We start from the raw sequence: 17,824 nt of genomic DNA on the forward strand, positions 1-17,824 counted from the left end.
GGAGGCTCAGTGCACGCCCTGCGGAAAGCGATGCATCCTGGAGCGGAAATCAACCGGCCAGTTTAACACTGGCTAAACCTTTTCGGTGGCTCCAATTTATCCATTGTCATATTCCCGCCTGAATTAATTGTATATTGCGATAATAAATAAAACTGTAAACATTTATCCTGAAATGGCCGTTATATAGAATGAATTCAAAATAATAAGGCAGGGATGGATTTTGTTATGAAAAAAGTTCTGATGTTGTCGATCATACTGGTCTTGCTGGTTAGTGCAGCGGGTTGTTCTAATCAAGATAAAACAGCAAGTGCCTCTAAGCATAGAATTAAAATTGGCATCATGCTGTCGGATGCAGGCCTTGGGGACCAATCCTTTTCGGATGCTGGCTTTGAAGGTCTGGAAAAAGCGAGGGACAATCTTGGAGTGAAGTTTGATTACCGGGAAATCGAGGAAACGAAAACCTACGAAAAAGGGCTGGAGCAATTGGTAAAGGGAGGAAACGATCTGATCATAGGACTTGGATTTTCCATGCAGGAAGCTATGGATAAAGTAGCCAAGAAGTATCCTCACACCGATTTTCTAATTGTGGATTCTGAATCAAAGCTTCCTAATGTCTACTCCGTGACTTTTAAAGAAGAAGAGGGTTCTTATTTAATCGGTGCCATAGCAGGCATGAAGACGAAGACCAATACATTAGGCTTCGTAGGAGGGGTGGATGTTCCCTTGATCCGTAAATTCGAAAAAGGATTTATTGAAGGGGTAAAATCCGTTAATCCAAAAGCAAAAGTTATTTCCCGGTTTGCCGGAAGCTTCGGGGATGACCGGGCAGGGGCAAAAATAGCTGAAGACTTGATAAAAAAGAAAGCGGATTATCTGTATCAGGCAGCGGGATTTACAGGAGTGGGCGTAATTCTTGAGGCTCAGAAGGCCGGTGTCTATTCATTTGGTGTAGACAGCGATCAATATTTTGTGGCAGAAAAGTCAGTAGTGTCATCGATGCTTAAGCGAGTGGATGTAGCCGTCTATAATGCGGTGAAGGAATATGCCGAACATGGAAAAATCAAACAGAAAAACAGCAGATTAGGTATCAAAGAAAACGGGGTTGGAATAGCACCAATCACGGTTATTAAGCTTTCACCAGCGGAAGAGGAAACATTGGACCGCTTGCGCAGCAATATTTCCGGCGGATCCATAAGCATACTACCTTAAGAATTGAATGGAGTAATCACAATGAAGCTTAAACAAAAAATTTTATTAATGTCACTTGTTCCTTTGTTTTTGTCTGCCATTATCATAGGATACAATATTTTGGGACTAAAAGCCTTAAAGTCCTCGACCGAAAGTACGGTAGCATTACTGATGAATGTAGAAGAGCTGAATAGTTCTGCAAAAAGCATGGGAAAATCATTGAGTGCTTATTCTCTTAATATTTCTGACAGCAACGCAAATGATATTTCCCAGGATATCAAGGCATCCAAGGCTGCGTTTAAAACCTTAAAAGGAAAAATTAATAACAAGGAACAGAAGGCTTCTGTCAGCAGGATATCCATAAAGCTGGATGAAATCAGCGAAACCTCGCTTAAATCTCTTTCCGCAAAAAATCAGGCTGAAATCAAACGCCAGTCATTAAGAACAAAAGGAATGATGAATGATATTTATGAACTGAAATACTCGATTAATCAGCAGTATGAGCAAATGCAGCAGAATCTGAAAAATCAAATTCAGGGAATTGTAACCTTTTCTCTAATTGCCTTAGTTATCCTTTTGGCAGGAAGCGTGCTTTCATCCATTATCTTTACCCGGAGGATTACCGGGCCGATTAATAGGATTGCCCAAAACGCAAGAGATATAGCGGAAGGCAACTTGAATGTGCAAACGATAAAAGTGCGTACAAAGGACGAAGTAGCCGAATTAAATAAAGCTTTTGGCCAAATGACAGAAAACCTGAGAAGGGTTATTGAAAGGGTCGGCAATAGTTCTGGCCAGCTGGCTGCATCGGCAGAAGAACTGATGGCAAGTGCAGATGAAACAATGAAAGGAACAGAACAAATTACTTCTTCCATTCAGCAGGTATCTGCGGGAGCAGAACAGCAGACGAAAATGAGTATGGAGTCAGTACAATCCGTTGAACAAACAACAAATGCTGTTAAACAGATAGCAGACAATGCTGCTGCAGTCCTGGAGCTTACCATTTCAGCCAATGATAAGACAAAGCAGGGATCAGGTTATGTTAATGAAACAGTTTCACAAATGAAGTCCATCCATGAATCTGTAGAGCAGACAGATACAGCTTTAAATGAGCTTCATACCCGTTCTGATGAAATAAGCACCATTTTAAATCTGATTACAGCCATAGCCGATCAGACGAACCTTCTTGCACTCAATGCTGCAATCGAAGCTGCGCGGGCAGGAGAAGCAGGAAAGGGCTTCGCTGTAGTGGCAGATGAAGTAAGGAAACTTGCTGAACAGACAAGCCAATCAGTTTCCCAGATATCCGGCATCACTCAGGATATTCAAAAGGAAACAGTTAAAACGGTACAATCAGTTGGATTTGTAAAAGAAAAGGTCCAATCCGGGCTGGATATCGCCAATCGAACAGAAATGATTTTCAGCGATATCCTTGCTGCTATTCTTGAGATGGGTAAGCAAATTAAAGGAATTACTGAGGTTTCCCAGGGAATTAATCAGGAAGTCGGCCAGATATACGGCCATGTGCATGAAATGCTGAATGTTGCTTCCAATACATCAGGCAGTGCCGTTGATGTTGCTTCAGCATCAGAGGAACAGCTTGCTTCCATGGAGGAAGTAAATGCTGCAGCTGTATCTTTGTCCAGCTTGGCTGAAGAGCTTCAAAGCTCCATATCCGCATTTAAATTATAAAATCTATACTGATAAGCATATTATAAGATAAGGCCTGCGCATGCCATGCTGCGGGCTTTTTTATATTACATTAATCCCGTTTTGTTCTCTATGAATAAACATTTGTGTGTATCAGGGAGAATCTTCTTGAAATTTATTTATTTAAGAGTGATAATAAAAATTAAAATTCACGGACTATTACAAAAATGGGAGTTGGGTCAATGAAGGTTGTAAAGTTTGGAGGTTCATCCCTTTCCACAGCTTCACAAGTCAAAAAGGTTTATAACATTGTAGTTTCCGATCCTGAGAGAAAAGCAGTAGTGGTATCTGCACCGGGCAAGAGATTTGAAGAAGATCTGAAAATCACAGATTTATTAATAGAGTGCGGGGAGCGTGCGTTAAACACCAGGGAATATGGTGATATTGCTGCTGCAGTCATTTTAAGGTACAAACAAATAGCGAAAGAGCTTCTTCTTTCCGACAGCATTGGAGAAGAAATCAGCCAAAACATACTTGGGCTTTTAAAAGGAAATAAAAACAATCCCCATAAATACCTGGAAAGCATTAAAGCAAGCGGAGAGGATAACCATGCCAGGCTTATTGCGGCCTATTTTCAGTCACAGGGGCATAATGCCAGCTATATGAACCCAAGGACCGCAGGCCTGATTGTCAGCAATGAACCAGGAAACGCACAGGTTCTGCCGCAGTCCTACGAGCGTCTTTCAAAGCTCCGTGAGCATGAGGGCATTATTATTTTCCCTGGTTTTTTTGGTTATAACACAGAAGGAGAAGTAATGACGTTTTCAAGAAGCGGATCGGATATTACAGGGGCTATTCTTGCGAATGGCATGGGTGCTGATATATATGAAAATTTTACAGATGTTGATGCTGTTTATGCTGTGAATCCTAGTATAATCACTCATCCCAAGGAAATCAGAGAGCTGACATACAGAGAAATGAGGGAGCTGTCATATGCCGGATTTTCAGTATTCCACGATGAAGCATTAGTTCCGGCGTTCCGTGCAGCCATTCCTGTCCATATCAGGAATACGAATAATCCCGAGGCGGAGGGAACACTCGTGGTAAGTTCACGTGATAACAAAAATGGCCCAGTAATCGGCATTGCCAGCGATAATGGTTTTTGCAGGATTTATATCAGTAAATACTTAATGAACAGGGAAATCGGATTTGGCAGAAAGCTCCTGCAAATACTTGAAAGACATGGAGTTTCGTATGAACATATACCCTCAGGCATTGATGATGTCACGCTTATTCTGAGGCAGGACCAGATTGGAAGAAACGATGAAGATATGATTATCAGCGAAATCAAAAACGAACTTAGGGCAGATGAAGTGAAGATTGAACGTGATCTTGCTTTGGTCATGATTGTCGGGGAAGGGATGAGGCAGAATGTTGGTACAGCTGCAAGGGCATCTCAGGCTTTAGCTGATGCTTCCATAAATATTGAGATGATAAACCAAGGCTCTTCCGAAGTGAGCATGATGTTCGGGGTGCATGGAAATGATGAAAAGAAGGCGGTTGGGGCCCTTTATCGGGCGTTTTTTTGAATGGGAGGTTTTTATTTTTATTATGCCAATATACCTTTGCAAAGGTTTATTGGCATTTTTTTAAAACCTATATGGGCATTTGATCTAAAACCATGATGACAAACACAGCAACTAAATGAACCGCGGCAATTATGGCAAAATGATATCCTTCCATCCCGTCAATCATCTGAAAAACTATGGGAAACAAAATAGTTTCCGAACCAAACAGCATGACAACTGCCCCTATGCGCCCAGCTAATTTCTTTTCATTTTTAGGAACGAAAACTTCATTGTTACCTGCAATAAACGATGTTTTTCCCCTCTTGCGCAGTGAATATCCTGTTATAAATATTAAAATACCTGCAGCCATTATAGCCAGGGAAGCTATGAGCATCAGCTGTCCCTCCTCAATTTTTTTAAAGGCAGTTTTCGTAAACCTTGCTGATATGGAACGAGGTGGCTGGTTTCCGTCCGGGATGCTCGCCTTCGCGGAGCGGAAATCAGCCGCCACGGGGTCAATTCCGCAGGAGTCTCGCACCTTAAGCTCCAATCAACCTGATTTAACAATGAGATAACCTCACAGAACCATTAAAAAACAATATTCTTTAAGAAAAGAGCTTAATGTTATTGTGATTTTCACGAAATTTTTACATTAAGCTTTATATCCTCTTATATGAAAATAAAGAAAAATTTTCTTTATTTTTCTTTTGCAATTCGTCATCATAAAGATAAAAGATTGGAGGCCAAAAACTTTGTTGCTGCATCTGCGGGTAGTCATGTTTATTTTGTTTTGCTGGTTTTATTATGATAATACGCCCCCAGGCCACCCCTGGTCAAAGGTGTATGTTGTGCTGGTGCTCTTTGTACTGGTATTGAGCCACTTCTCTATGTTCCGGAATAACCGCAGGAAAACCCGGCTGGCAAATATATATCTGGACAGCAGTTTATGCTTTGGTCTTGGATTTGTTTACCTGAATTCATCTGCATACCTCATTCTTCTTGGCATAATTGCGATGACGCTGTTCATGTCTTTTTCCAATGCCAGGGTTTTAAGAATTTACAGCACCCTATTTCTTTTATTCCTGCTGGGTGAATTTCTGGCAAGATTCCTTGTTTATGGATCTTTTGATGTTTTAGGCGATATATTAAATGTTTCATTTGTTGCTTTCGGAGCAATCGGCGGCAACCTTGTCAGGAAATTGTATGATGCAAGCGACACGCTGAATGATCAGTATAAAAAGCTGGATGAATCACACCGTGCTCTATCAGAAGCCCACTTTCAGCTGAAACAATATTCTGATCAGGTGGAGGAGCTCAGTACTGCAAGGGAGAGGAATAGGGTTGCAAGGGAAATCCATGATACTGTCGGGCATAAAATGACAGCGCTGCTTGTTCAGCTGGAGCTTGCCCGGGAGTTTCTTGCACGTGATGTGAAAAAATCAGAAGATATTCTGGCGATTTGCGATCAGCTTGCCAGAACATCGCTGGAGGAGGTCCGTTATTCTGTCAAAACATTAAGAAGTGATGATAAAGGAGAGCAGAGCTTAATTTTGGCAGTCCGCAGCATGCTTGAAGATTTCCATCAAGCAGCGGGCGTGAAAAGCGAGCTTGAGCTGAAAGGAGATCCTTCGACAATCCCTGATTCAATGAGGCCGACAATCATCAGGGTCATACAGGAGTCACTGACGAATGCTAAACGCCACGGTGCTGCTTCAAAAAGCCATGTACTTATTGAATGCAGGGAAAGTGAAGTGAAATTAATGATTTGTGACAACGGAATTGGTACAGCTAAGATAATGCCGGGGTTCGGTCTTGTAAACATGAAGGAGCGAATTGAAGAGCATGCTGGCACAATCCTTTTTGAAAGCCTGGCTGGCGGAGGCTTCCAGACTGAAGTGGCATTTCCGCTCTTGCAAAAAAAATGGATGATAGGTGGAAGCGCATGATAAAGGTAATGGTTGTGGATGATCAGCCACTGATCAGGGACGGATTGGCCACTCTCTTGGATTTGAGGCCAGAGCTCCAAGTAGTGGGGACAGCGGGGAATGGGCAGGAAGCTTACGAAAAAGCATTGGAGCTCAAGCCGGATATCGTGTTGATGGATATAAGAATGCCTGTCAAAAATGGTGTGGAAGGAACAAAGATGATTACTTCGAATATCCCTTTTGTTAAAACACTGATGCTGACAACCTTCAGTGACAGCGAACTGATATTCGAGGCGCTTTCTGAAGGAGCTAGCGGCTATTTATTAAAGGATATGCCAACAGATACAATTGTGCAGGCTATCATTACTGTGCATTCCGGTGGCATTGTACTTCCTCCGGATGTGACCGGGCAGATGGTTCAGGAATTAAAGAAATCAAGAGGGACTGAAGATTCCGGCAGGACCGCAGAAGCTCCTGAAAGCTTGCATGACTTGACGGAACGCGAGGTTGATGTTCTCCGGCAGCTGGGATATGGACACAGCAATAAAGAAATAGCCGGAATTCTATTTATCACTGAAGGCACAGTGAAGAACCATGTATCCAATATTATCAGCAAGCTTTCACTGAGGGACCGCACACAGGCTGCAATTTTTGCTGTGAGATTTGGCATAGCCATTTTCCCTGAATCCTGAACATGGATTGTGCATATGACTTTTGGCATATAGAAAAGCATGGAGACCTGTATAATCGGGTCTTTTTTTTATGACTGTAAATCTATCCCAGGAGAGATGGTAAAAAGTCATTTTCGCAATAAGATGTTAGTAAGAAGACTAAAGCAAACCAAAAGGAGCGGATGAACCGATGCTGGTCGTTCAGGATATAAAAAAATCATTTTCTCATAAAGAGGTAGTCAAAGGCGTTTCTTTTACAGTGGCAAAAGGAGAAGCTTTTGGTCTGTTAGGGCCAAATGGTGCAGGCAAGTCAACCACCATCAGCATGATTTGCGGCTTGCTTCCATATGACTCTGGCGAAGTGACGGTAGGAGATGCATCTGTTAAAAAAAACCCTATGCAGGTGAAAAAGAAAATTGGCATCGTTCCCCAGGAAATTGCTCTGTATCCCACTATGTCGGCAAAAGAAAACCTGCTGTTCTGGGGGAGAATGTATGGATTAACAGGAAGAATGGCAAAAAAAAGGGCAGCTGAAGTATTGGAATATGTGGGTCTAAGCGATCGGGCTAAAGATAAAATTGAAACATTTTCCGGGGGAATGAAGCGGAGAATCAATATCGGGGCTGCGCTGATGCATGAACCGGAGCTGCTTATCATGGATGAACCGACTGTAGGCATTGACCCTCAATCAAGGAATCATATTTTGGAAACAGTGAAAATGCTGAATGAATCCGGAATGACAATTATATACACATCCCATTACATGGAGGAAGTAGAGTATTTATGCCAGAGAATCGGGATTGTTGATCAAGGAAAGATGATTGCGATAGGTGATAAAAATGATTTATGCAGCCGCCTTGCAGGCGGAACGGTCATTACCGTATCTGTCAGTTCTTTTCAGAATGAATTGATTGAAAAAATAAATAGCCTGCCTGATACAGAAAAGGTCACTGCTGATCACGATACTTATTCACTGGATATTATTGTGAAGGATCACAAGCGGGCAGCTGCTGGAATTTTGTCATGCTGTATGGAGTCAGGCACGGAGGTATTATCATTCGAAAGAAAAGATCCTAATTTAGAAAGTCTCTTTCTTCAATTAACGGGGCGCTCATTGCGCGATTAAGGGAGGTTTTAATCATGAAAATTATTGCCATAGCGTGGAAGGACTTCAAGATACGGATTACGGACCGCAGAGGGTTTCTGATGATGCTGATTATGCCGCTGGTTTTGACTGCCATTCTTGGCACAGCATTAAAGTCCGTCATGGCAGGAGATGACGGAATCCAGGATACAACAATTGGCTTTTACGCAGCTGACGGTGATCCGCTTTCGAAGTTATTTAAAGATGAAGTGCTGAAGAAACTTGATTTTATAAACATTAAATCAGCAGATAGTGAAGGCAGTCTGGAAAGCCTGCTGAAATCAAAAAAAATCGATGCAGGCATAGCCATTCCTGCCAATTGGAGTTCAGGTTTAAATGAAGGAGAACTGAAAAAGGTGAAAATATTCAGCGATCCTGATAAAAAAATCCGGTCTCAAGTAGCAGAGTCCTTGCTTACATCATTCAGCGAGCGTGTTAAAACAACGTCTGTTGCGTCTAGGGCTGTTATGGGGGACTTAGCGGACGCGAAACAGGTTTCTTCCAATCAGCCTGATTTGAAGAGTGCTGCCAAAGATGTAAGAAGTGAAATAATGAAGGCCGGAGAACAGGAGCCGAAGATAACCGAAGGGTCCATCGGCAAAAAAATGGTGGGTTCAAAGCAATATTATGCCGCTGCAATGTGTGCCATGTTTCTTCTTTATAATATCACGATCGGGGCCAAATCTTTATTGAAGGAAAAAACGACCGAAACTCTTTCAAGGCTGCTGATATCTCCAACTAGGGGGATTTCAGTCCTGATAGGGAAATTTCTCGGCACATGGCTATTTTCATTTATCCAGTTTACGTTATTTTTCCTGGTGACTTCCCTTTTCTTACATGTGAATTGGGGCGGCAATAATCTGCAGGTAATATCTATTGGACTATTTTACTCGTTTGCTGTATCTGGATTATCCATGATTATAGCGGCCTTCATATCTGACATAAAAACAGCAGACCTAATCGGAAGTGTGGGACTTCAGATTATGGCGATATTGGGAGGTTCCATGCTGCCGATTTATGCCTTTCCTGATGCTCTTCAGGCTATATCAGCATTTACCCCTAATCATTGGGCGATTACAGGTTTTTTGGATGTGATGTCTGGAACAGACTGGAATGGCTTATATGCTGGATTTGGAATATTGGCAGGAATTGGGGTATTATCGCTGCTTGCAGGAACCTGGAAGCTTGGAAGAAAGATTGGATAAGGGGGATTGGACATGAGAAAAGCCTGGAATATATGCAGTGCTGAAATCGGATTAATATTAAAAAAACGAAGAAGCTATTTGACGATGTTTGCCATGCCATTATTATTCACGCTTCTTTTTGGAAACATCCTTGGCGGTGACGTGGGAAGCCAAAAGCTGAAAATATTGCTGGTGGACCAGGACGGAACATTCCTTTCTAAGGAGTTAGGCAGGGATATGGGGAAAGACAATCAATATTTCACACTGGAGAAGTCAACTTCAGCACAAGCGAAGAAAATGCTGGAAAACAAAAAAGCGGAGGGCATGATTAAAATACCAAAGGATTTTGAAAGAAAGCTGAAGGCAGAACAAGACCCTGCCATCTCTTTCCGCAAAATTCCGGAATTCACATCCAGTGGAACGGTGACCGGAAGCTTATCCGCCGCTTTAACAAGAATGAAAATGAATCTTGCCGCATCAAATGCCTGGAGCAAGTACAGCGGCGGAAATGTTAGGGAAATGTATGGGAAGCTGGCAAACGAAACTAAGAATCATTCACAAAAAATAGAAAGAATTACGGTTTATGATCATCAAAAAGACAATCAGCCTTCAAAAATATCTGCCAGTGCTTCAGGGATGTCCATCATGTTTGTCATGATTGTCATGATGAGTGTGACAGGAACCATTTTAGAAGCCCGTAATAATGGTGTCTGGCATCGCTTGCTCATTGCGCCTGCTAAAAGGGCTTCCATAGCCAGTGGATATTTGCTTTCCTTCTTTATCTTAGGGTGGATTCAGTTCGGGACAATTATGGTGCTCACCCATTATCTGTTTGATGTGAATTGGGGGAATCCTCTTGTGCTTTTCATTCACGTATCGGCAATGCTTTTGGCCATTGTCGGCCTGGGATTGATTATTGCGGGCACAGCAAGGACGGCTGAACAGCAATCAGCGTTTGGCAATCTTCTCGTCATTTCAACCTGCATGATCAGCGGCGTTTACTGGCCCCTTGAAATTGAACCGCCCTTTATGCAGAAAATTGCAGAATTCCTGCCGCAGACATGGGCGATGCGGGGCTTTAATGAAATTTCCCTGAATGCCTCTTTCTTGGATAACCTGCATAACGTAGAGGTCCTGCTTTTATTTGCTGCGGTCTTTCTGGTGATAGGCATAAGGAAAATCAGAATATAACTGGAAGACAGCTGGCCTTACAGCTGTCTTTTCTGTTTTTTTGCCGATGAACCGTAAGGAGCCTCCTTACGTTCAGGGCAGTATAGTCAGAAGCTCTTCAAGCGGTTTTCTTTCACGGGGGGAAGGGATTTTTTCTGGATATCCGATATGCAGGGATCCAACAATTCTTTCTCCGGGAGCAACACCGGCTGCATTCCGGAATTCATGGCTGTGGATCATTCCATAAGTTTCCCAGATCATGCCAATGCCCTGTTCCCAGGCAAGCAAGCTGAAATTATGAATGAGGCAGCTTGTAGCCGCGTAATCTTCTTCTCTCATACTAATATTTGGATCTTCCTTCATCACTACAATTAAAAACATGGGAACATTTTTTAATTTATCGTATGCCCGCTGTCCCGCTTCGTTTTTCTTCTCAGGATCTCGTTCTTTAGCTGCATTGAAGGCTCTGCTTGCTTCTGCAAGCTTTTTTTTGCTTTCGCCCTGTACCAATATAAATCTCCATGGCTGGGTCATCTTATGATTAGGAACCCATACTGCAGTCCGGAGTAATTCTTGGATTAATTCGGATGAAACAGGCTGATCTTTAAATACTTTAATGCTCCGGCGATCTTTTATAAGTTTTTTCAATTCCATGATAATTCCTCCTTTATAAATGCTGGCAACAATATAAATACGCATATCTGCAGCCTTGCATCTTTCATTATTCAGCAAAGTAATTGAAAATCATTATCATTTAATTATCTCCATTATCATTTAAGAATGTCAAGGCAACGGTTTAAATAAATGTTCAGTGAAAAAATAAATTCTGATTATTTGAAATCCTGATCAAACATTGTATGATATGAAGAAGGAAAAGCGGAGAATTCAAGATATTAGTTTGGCTAAATAAAAATAAAGTATTTTTAAAAGGTTTTCGTAAACTTTGTTGCTATGGAACAAGGTGGTTGATTTCAGCTCCAGGATGCTCGCTTTCCGCGGGGCAGTCGGTGAGCCTCCTCGGCTGCGCCTGCGGGGTCTCACCTGTTCCGCTCATCCCGCAGGAGTCTCGCACCTTACGCTCCAATCAACCTGATTTAACAATGGAATTGCCTCACAGAACACATTAAAAAACAACAATCTTTAAGAAAAGAGCCTTTTAAATATTGACATGAAGATGAAAGGATCCCTATTGCGCTCTGGGGAGAATGGTGACAGACATGAAAAAGGTTTTTTCGTTTTTAAGGCCTTATCGCATCCCGATGGGCATTGCCGTCATTTTAATGCTTGTCGAACTGGGCGTTGAACTGCTTCAGCCGCTGTTAATGGCAAAGATCATTGATGAGGGAATTTTGAAGAAGGATTTGTCAGTGGTCTTACAGTGGGGAATAGTGATAGTGGGAGTTTCTTTGTTTGCATTTGCGGGAGGGATCATCAATTCCTTTACTGCCTCACATGTCTCACAAAGCTTTGGTTATGACATAAGAAAGCATTTATTCGAGAAGGTTCAATCTTTTTCGTTTACCAATTTAACAAAATTCCCCACGTCTTCTTTAATTACAAGGATGACGAATGATGTGACCGTCCTTCAAAACACGGTTTTTATGAGCTTGCGGATCATGATGCGGGCGCCTTTGATTGTCATAGGAGGAGCCATTATGGCACTGACTGTGAATGTGAAATTAGCTCTCGTATTGGTAATTTCCATCCCTATCCTTGTTTTGTTTATTTCTCAAGTGATGAAACATGCCGGAAGGCTATTCCGAACTGTTCAGGGAAAGCTGGACAGCGTCAATAGCGTGATGCGTGAAAATCTGACGGGGATGAGATTGATTAAGGCTTTTCTACGCAAGGATTATGAAGAAGACCGTTTTGATAAGGCGAATGATACTTTAAGAGAAAAAACTTCTTCGTCACTCCGTCTTATTGAAACCACAATGCCTGTCTTGCTGATGGTGATGAATATTTCTGTTCTCGTCATTTTATGGATCGGATCAAAGCATATCCAAACAGGTGACATAAAAGTCGGGGAAGTAGTGGCGATTGTGAATTACGCTACCAGAATAACAGCATCATTTTCTGTTTTTTCCTGGCTGATCATGTCATTATCAAGAGCTAAGGCTTCCGTTGAGCGGGTGAATGAAGTATTTGAAACAGAAGTTGATTTGCTGAACACCGCAGAAAGCAGGGCAGGTAATGATGTGAATACTGGAAAGGTCGAATTTCAATCTGTTTTCTTTTCGTATCCGGGGAGTGAAGAACCTGTTTTAAAGAATATCAGCTTCACGGCAGAAGCAGGGGAGACTGTGGCCATCCTAGGTGCCACTGGTTCTGGAAAAACCTCGCTGTTCCAGCTTATTCCCCGTCTTTTTGATGTGAATCAGGGAACCATTATGCTGGATAACCTCGATATAAAGTCATTCAAGCTTGATCATCTTCGTAAACAGATCGGGTATGTGCCACAGGAAGCCCTTCTTTTTTCAGGGTCGATCAGGGAGAATATTGCATGGGGAAAGGAAGGGGCATCTCCTGAAGAAATATTGGAAGCAGCCAAAAATGCTCAAATTCACGAGTCAATCATGAAGCTTCCTAATCAGTATGATACATTGCTGGGCCAAAAAGGTGTCAATCTATCTGGAGGGCAAAAACAGAGGCTTTCCATTGCCAGAGCACTAGTGCGGCGCCCGAAAATCCTGCTCTTGGATGACAGTACGAGCGCATTGGATTTGAAAACAGAAGCAAAGCTTTTAACAGCACTCAATCAATATACATCAACCACATTGATCATTACCCAAAAAGTCAGCACAGCAATGGCAGCGGATTCCATACTTCTTATGCAGGACGGAGAAATGATTGCAAAAGGAACACATGAAACCTTGTTAAGCGAAAATGATCTGTATCAGCAGATTGCCGCATCACAGTTTGGAAAGGAGGGCATGCACATTGAGAAGAATGGCTCATCCTTCTAATGCAGGCAAAAATAAAAATTCCAAACCAAAAAACTCCATGAGAACGATTCAATTAATCTGGAGGTATCTGGCCGTGAAAAAAGGAATGCTCGCACTTGTCCTGCTTATGGTCGTAGCAAGTTCAGCATTCGGGTTGCTTGGTCCATACCTTGTCGGGAGGGCAATTGATCATAATATTGTGGAAAAAAACAGCAGCGGGCTTATTGGCTTGCTTTGTGGTTTGCTTCTTGTTTATATCCTGTATTCCCTTACCACCTGGCTGCAGAATTATTGGATGATCGGGATTGCCCAGGAAACGGTGTATACGATGCGGAATCAGCTGTTCAGGCATCTTCACATGCTTCCGATTCCGTTTTTTGATAAGCGCCAGCATGGTGAACTGATGAGCAGGGTTACCAATGATATTGAAAACGTAAGTTCTACGTTAAACAGCTCAGTCATTCAGCTATTTTCAAGCCTGCTGACTTTATTGGGGACGATTAGTGTAATGTTATGGCTTAGCCCGTTGCTTACCCTGCTCACTTTATTCATCGTGCCGCTGATGTTCTTCGGCATGAAGTGGATTACTGCAAGAACAAGCAGGCTGTTTCAGCAGCAGCAGCGCAACATCGGCGAGCTGAACGGATTTATTGAAGAAACAATGTCAGGGCAGAGGATTATTAAGGCTTTTTCACAAGAAGAAAAGGTGACTGCTGATTTTATTGCCAAAAGCGAAAAGCTAAAAAAATCCGGTTATCTTGCCCAGGCCTATTCAGGTTTCATCCCCAAACTGATGAACACACTGAATAATCTCAGCTTTGCGATCATTGCTGGAGTAGGAGGGTTCCTTGCGGTAAAAGGGCTGATCTCAATTGGGGTCATTGTTATTTTTACCGAGTATTCCAGGCAGTTCACACGCCCTTTAAACGACTTGGCCAACCAGTTTAATACCCTGCTTTCGGCAATTGCAGGAGCAGAGCGTGTATTTGAAATACTAGATGAAGAAGTTGAGGAGAAGGATGAAATTAAACCCCTCGTTTTTGAAAAAATAGAGGGCGTAGTAGATTTCGAACATGTATCATTTGCTTATGAAAAAGGAAGCAGCACTATTGAAGATGTTTCCTTCCATGTGTCACAGGGAGAAACCGTGGCGCTTGTGGGACCGACCGGAGCGGGAAAGACTACGATCATTAATTTGCTGTCAAGATTTTACGAGCCTGATTCAGGCAGCATTTTCGTTGACGGTTATGAAATTACCGAGGCTAAAAGGGCCAGTCTGCGCCGTCATATGGGTTTTGTTCTTCAGGATTCGTTCCTTTTCCAGGGAACAATCATGGAAAATATCCGGTATGGAAGGTTGAATGCAACGGATGAAGAAGTCAGAGAAGCTGCAGAAATGGCAAATGCCCACTCTTTTATCACCAAGCTTCCCAATTCCTACAAAACCGTTCTTAAACAGGATGGAGGAGGAATTTCACAGGGGCAAAGGCAGCTCCTATCCATCGCACGCGCACTATTGGCTGATCCATCAATTCTGATCTTGGATGAAGCAACTAGCAGCATTGACACAATAACAGAGTTGAAGATCCAGGAAGCACTAAAGCGCCTGATGAAAGGAAGAACAAGTTTTGTGATTGCCCACAGGCTGAACACCATTCAGCAGGCAGATCAAATACTTGTCCTGCAGGAGGGGCGGATTATTGAAAGAGGCTCCCATGAAGAGCTTTTAAATAAAAAAGGATTTTATTATGGGCTTTACAGCAGCCAGCTGGATAAATCGATATCATAGAATTTTATTTAGCGGGTGAACAGCGAAAAAAGGGAACATATTGTTTCCTTTTTTCATTTTCCGGCTGTGTACGCCATTCGCTTTTTATGATATGCCCTTTCAGGGAGAGGATTTCTCTATCATTATTGATTTGTGCCAATAAAAGGATTAATATATCGCTAGACGATAATGGCAGTTCGAAGCAACACTAGGGGGCTTAATGATGAGAAAGAAAGCTGAAAATTACTTGCCGCTTACACATTCCTCTTTTTATATTTTGCTTGTTTTGGGAGAGCCGCTGCATGGATATGGCATTATGCAGAGAGTGGAGGAAATGAGCAATGGAGAAGTAAAACTCGGTCCTGGTACGCTGTACGGCGCACTCAGCAAGCTTGAAAAAGAGGGGCTGATTGTGAAAATAGATGGACAGGAGAACGAGCAGGAACGAAGAAAAAGCTATATCCTTACCGATCTTGGTAAAGTTGTCGTTACCCTGGAATATAAGAGGCTTCAATCCCTGGTTGAAAAATGTGAGTCTTTCATTAATAATTTAGGGACTTTATCTGAAAAACCATAGAAACTTATGCGGCAATCCATGATGAAGGCAGCTATATCTTAAGATTGACAAGTTTAATTCTGGATTCATGGGGAATTAAGTATAAAAACTGTAAGTGATATGGAATTTTGGAGAGTGTATAGAGTGTGGAGCATATCATTTGATAATCGTTATCATTCCGGTTATACTATGTATATAATCTGAAAATGAGGTGATCATGTTGAGAGAAACCATACATCCTGATTATAAGAAAGTTGTGTTTATGGACACAAACAGCGGCTTTTCATTCTTAGGAGGCTCTACAAAGACTTCACAGGAAACTGTTGAATGGGAAGATGGAAATACCTATCCGTTATTGAAGGTAGAGGTAACCTCGGATACACATCCTTTTTATACAGGCAGGCAGAAGTTTGCCGACCAAGGTGGCAGAGCCCAAAAATTCATTGAAAAATATAATTTAAATAAAGAAAACTAATATATATGAAAAAAAGGGGAATCGGTGCAAGTGCCGCTTCCCTTTTTTTATGTTTAATTATACAAATATTTGGAATATGATAGAAGTGAAGTTTTTAATAGAGAGGGATTAGTAATCAATGAAAAAAAGAATTTGGTTTAATCGCTGGTTTTCTGCTGCTTATCATTTTATAGAAGCAATTAAATATAATGACGATGGTGTGGCCTATCAAATCTATGGCACCCATCCGAATGAAGATACTGTTTATTTTCAGGTTTGTGATCACTCAGAAACGGAACCAGAGCTGGAGGAGGAGGAATATGTTGATTTTTGCCTGGATTACTGCCTAAAACATAACATTGATATTTTTATTCCCTATCATCATGCCCTGGCGATTTCGGGGTCTATCAGCAGGTTCCATGCAGCGGGCATTTCTGTTTTGGTAAGTGATAATTATTCACTTATGGACATGATTTCACATAAAGGAAAACTATATGAAAATTTCAGCCGCAACGCCTTGACAAGATTGGTGCCTGAGTATAGGGTAGTTAATACCGCAAAGGAATTTGCCGAGGCATACCAAATGCTGAAAGCGAAGGGGAAGACAGTGTGCCTGAAGCCGGACAGCGGCAGGGGCGGTGAAGGCTTTCGCATCATTCGAGGCAGCAAGGATTCAATAGAGGATTTATTTGGGCATCTGAGCCATGAAATGGCTTACGAGGATGTGTATGATATCCTTTTGACAGTCCCCCGATTTGATAGCCTGATAGTCATGGAGTATTTAGAAGGATATGAATACAGCATCGACTGCCTGGCATTCAATGGAAAGCTGCTGGCTGCCGTTCCAAGGAAAAAAGCGGGCGGAAGAATCAGAAGCCTGGAAAACGTGCCTGAGCTTATGCAGATTGCCCTTGAAATAAACCAAGAGCTGAATATCCCATATGTATTTAATATTCAGGTCAAGTACAGCAAAGGTGTTCCCAAATTGCTTGAGATTAATCCGCGGATGTCTGGCGGTCTGCATATTTCGTCTCTCTCGGGGATAAATTTCCCTTATCTTGCGGTCAAGCTGCTCACAACAGGTGGTGCAGATGTGCCAGTCCCTAATTTAAGGGTAACGGCCACACACATAGAGAAGTCGGTTGTATTATCCTGATTTTATTTTAGTTTATGGGGTTTTAGAGAAGAAAAAAATGAATCATGGGTAAAAAACTCTTCACAGCCGTCGATAATACTCTAGTAAGATGGAAGGAGAGAATGAGAATGTTAGTTGCTGGTTATTATTTTTTAAAAGAGAGAGAAAGGTTCCAAAAAGAGAGGGCTGTATTGGACTCAATGACTGGAATTACAGAATCCGAAGTTGCTGTTATGGATGATAGAGAACTAATGGAGATCTATCAGAGCTGCAAGGAACTCGTTACTGCTTAATTAAAATTGTTCGCTGTTACAATGCCAACTGACATACCGGGTGTGATTTTATCATCCTGGTCATATATAGTTTACCGAACAGGCCGGAAGCATTTTTTCCGGTCTTTTTCTTGTGGATTTTATGAAAAACTAGATAAATAAAATTTTTTCGAACAAAGTAATTGATTAAAGAA

16 protein-coding genes are annotated in these 17,824 nt (G+C 42.0%); 14 read left to right on the forward strand and 2 right to left on the reverse strand.

The annotated features are described in order from the left end of the window. Positions 1-225: 225 nt before the first annotated feature. The 3 genes from ACN6MY_RS05200 (at position 226) to ACN6MY_RS05210 (ending at position 4,427) form a co-directional block, all read left to right on the forward strand. Complete coding sequence (locus ACN6MY_RS05200; protein ID WP_419883038.1) at positions 226-1,209, forward strand: BMP family ABC transporter substrate-binding protein; 984 nt, start codon at positions 226-228, stop codon at positions 1,207-1,209. A gap of 21 nt (positions 1,210-1,230) precedes the next feature. Next, a complete protein-coding gene (locus ACN6MY_RS05205; protein WP_419883039.1) occupies positions 1,231-2,880 on the forward strand; it encodes a methyl-accepting chemotaxis protein in 1,650 nt (549 codons plus the stop codon). 200 nt (positions 2,881-3,080) lie between these two features. Further along, positions 3,081-4,427, forward strand: coding sequence for an aspartate kinase (locus ACN6MY_RS05210; protein WP_419883040.1), 1,347 nt, complete (start codon positions 3,081-3,083; stop codon positions 4,425-4,427). A gap of 67 nt (positions 4,428-4,494) precedes the next feature. On the opposite strand, the gene ACN6MY_RS05215 is transcribed toward ACN6MY_RS05210, so the two are convergent. After that, on the reverse strand, positions 4,495-4,944 hold the full coding sequence (locus ACN6MY_RS05215; protein ID WP_419883041.1) for a hypothetical protein: 450 nt from the start codon (positions 4,942-4,944) through the stop codon (positions 4,495-4,497). A gap of 214 nt (positions 4,945-5,158) precedes the next feature. On the opposite strand from ACN6MY_RS05215, the gene ACN6MY_RS05220 reads away from it, so the two are divergent. From ACN6MY_RS05220 to ACN6MY_RS05240, 5 genes are all read left to right on the forward strand, one after another. Beyond that, positions 5,159-6,352, forward strand: a complete 1,194-nt coding sequence (locus ACN6MY_RS05220) for a sensor histidine kinase (protein WP_419883042.1) — start codon at positions 5,159-5,161, stop codon at positions 6,350-6,352. Further along, positions 6,349-7,023, forward strand: a complete 675-nt coding sequence (locus ACN6MY_RS05225; RefSeq protein ID WP_419883043.1) for a response regulator — start codon at positions 6,349-6,351, stop codon at positions 7,021-7,023. Before ACN6MY_RS05220 ends, ACN6MY_RS05225 begins: the two co-directional genes overlap by 4 nt. Before the next feature lie 169 nt (positions 7,024-7,192). Further along, positions 7,193-8,128, forward strand: a complete 936-nt coding sequence (locus ACN6MY_RS05230; protein WP_419883044.1) for an ABC transporter ATP-binding protein — start codon at positions 7,193-7,195, stop codon at positions 8,126-8,128. 14 nt (positions 8,129-8,142) lie between these two features. Beyond that, complete coding sequence (locus ACN6MY_RS05235; RefSeq protein WP_419883045.1) at positions 8,143-9,351, forward strand: ABC transporter permease; 1,209 nt, start codon at positions 8,143-8,145, stop codon at positions 9,349-9,351. A 12-nt stretch (positions 9,352-9,363) separates the two neighbouring features. Then, positions 9,364-10,521 (forward strand): ABC transporter permease, encoded by a 1,158-nt coding sequence (locus ACN6MY_RS05240; protein WP_419883046.1) that lies wholly within the window; start codon positions 9,364-9,366, stop codon positions 10,519-10,521. A gap of 72 nt (positions 10,522-10,593) precedes the next feature. Here ACN6MY_RS05240 and ACN6MY_RS05245 read toward each other — a convergent pair whose 3' ends face one another. Then, a complete protein-coding gene (locus ACN6MY_RS05245) occupies positions 10,594-11,154 on the reverse strand; it encodes a nitroreductase family protein (protein ID WP_419883047.1) in 561 nt (186 codons plus the stop codon). A 563-nt stretch (positions 11,155-11,717) separates the two neighbouring features. Between ACN6MY_RS05245 and ACN6MY_RS05250 the strand changes: the two genes are divergently transcribed. The 6 genes from ACN6MY_RS05250 (at position 11,718) to ACN6MY_RS05275 (ending at position 17,651) form a co-directional block, all read left to right on the forward strand. Then, positions 11,718-13,466, forward strand: coding sequence for an ABC transporter ATP-binding protein (locus ACN6MY_RS05250; RefSeq protein WP_419883048.1), 1,749 nt, complete (start codon positions 11,718-11,720; stop codon positions 13,464-13,466). Beyond that, entirely contained in the window at positions 13,450-15,234 is a 1,785-nt protein-coding gene (locus tag ACN6MY_RS05255; RefSeq protein WP_419884077.1) for an ABC transporter ATP-binding protein, read from the forward strand. The genes ACN6MY_RS05250 and ACN6MY_RS05255 overlap by 17 nt, the downstream gene beginning before the upstream one ends. Positions 15,235-15,436: 202 nt before the next feature. Continuing rightward, complete coding sequence (locus tag ACN6MY_RS05260; RefSeq protein WP_419884078.1) at positions 15,437-15,790, forward strand: PadR family transcriptional regulator; 354 nt, start codon at positions 15,437-15,439, stop codon at positions 15,788-15,790. A 199-nt stretch (positions 15,791-15,989) separates the two neighbouring features. Next, a complete protein-coding gene (locus tag ACN6MY_RS05265; RefSeq protein ID WP_419884079.1) occupies positions 15,990-16,244 on the forward strand; it encodes a type B 50S ribosomal protein L31 in 255 nt (84 codons plus the stop codon). Between the two features lie 118 nt (positions 16,245-16,362). After that, positions 16,363-17,379: an ATP-grasp domain-containing protein gene (locus tag ACN6MY_RS05270; protein ID WP_419883049.1), complete on the forward strand. Its 1,017-nt coding sequence runs from the start codon at positions 16,363-16,365 to the stop codon at positions 17,377-17,379. 107 nt (positions 17,380-17,486) lie between these two features. Continuing rightward, a complete protein-coding gene (locus ACN6MY_RS05275) occupies positions 17,487-17,651 on the forward strand; it encodes a hypothetical protein (RefSeq protein ID WP_419883050.1) in 165 nt (54 codons plus the stop codon). The last annotated feature ends 173 nt before the right edge of the window (positions 17,652-17,824 follow it).

Origin of the sequence: Peribacillus sp. B-H-3 (assembly GCF_048572925.1) — a bacterium.
GTDB lineage: Bacteria > Bacillota > Bacilli > Bacillales > DSM-1321 > Peribacillus.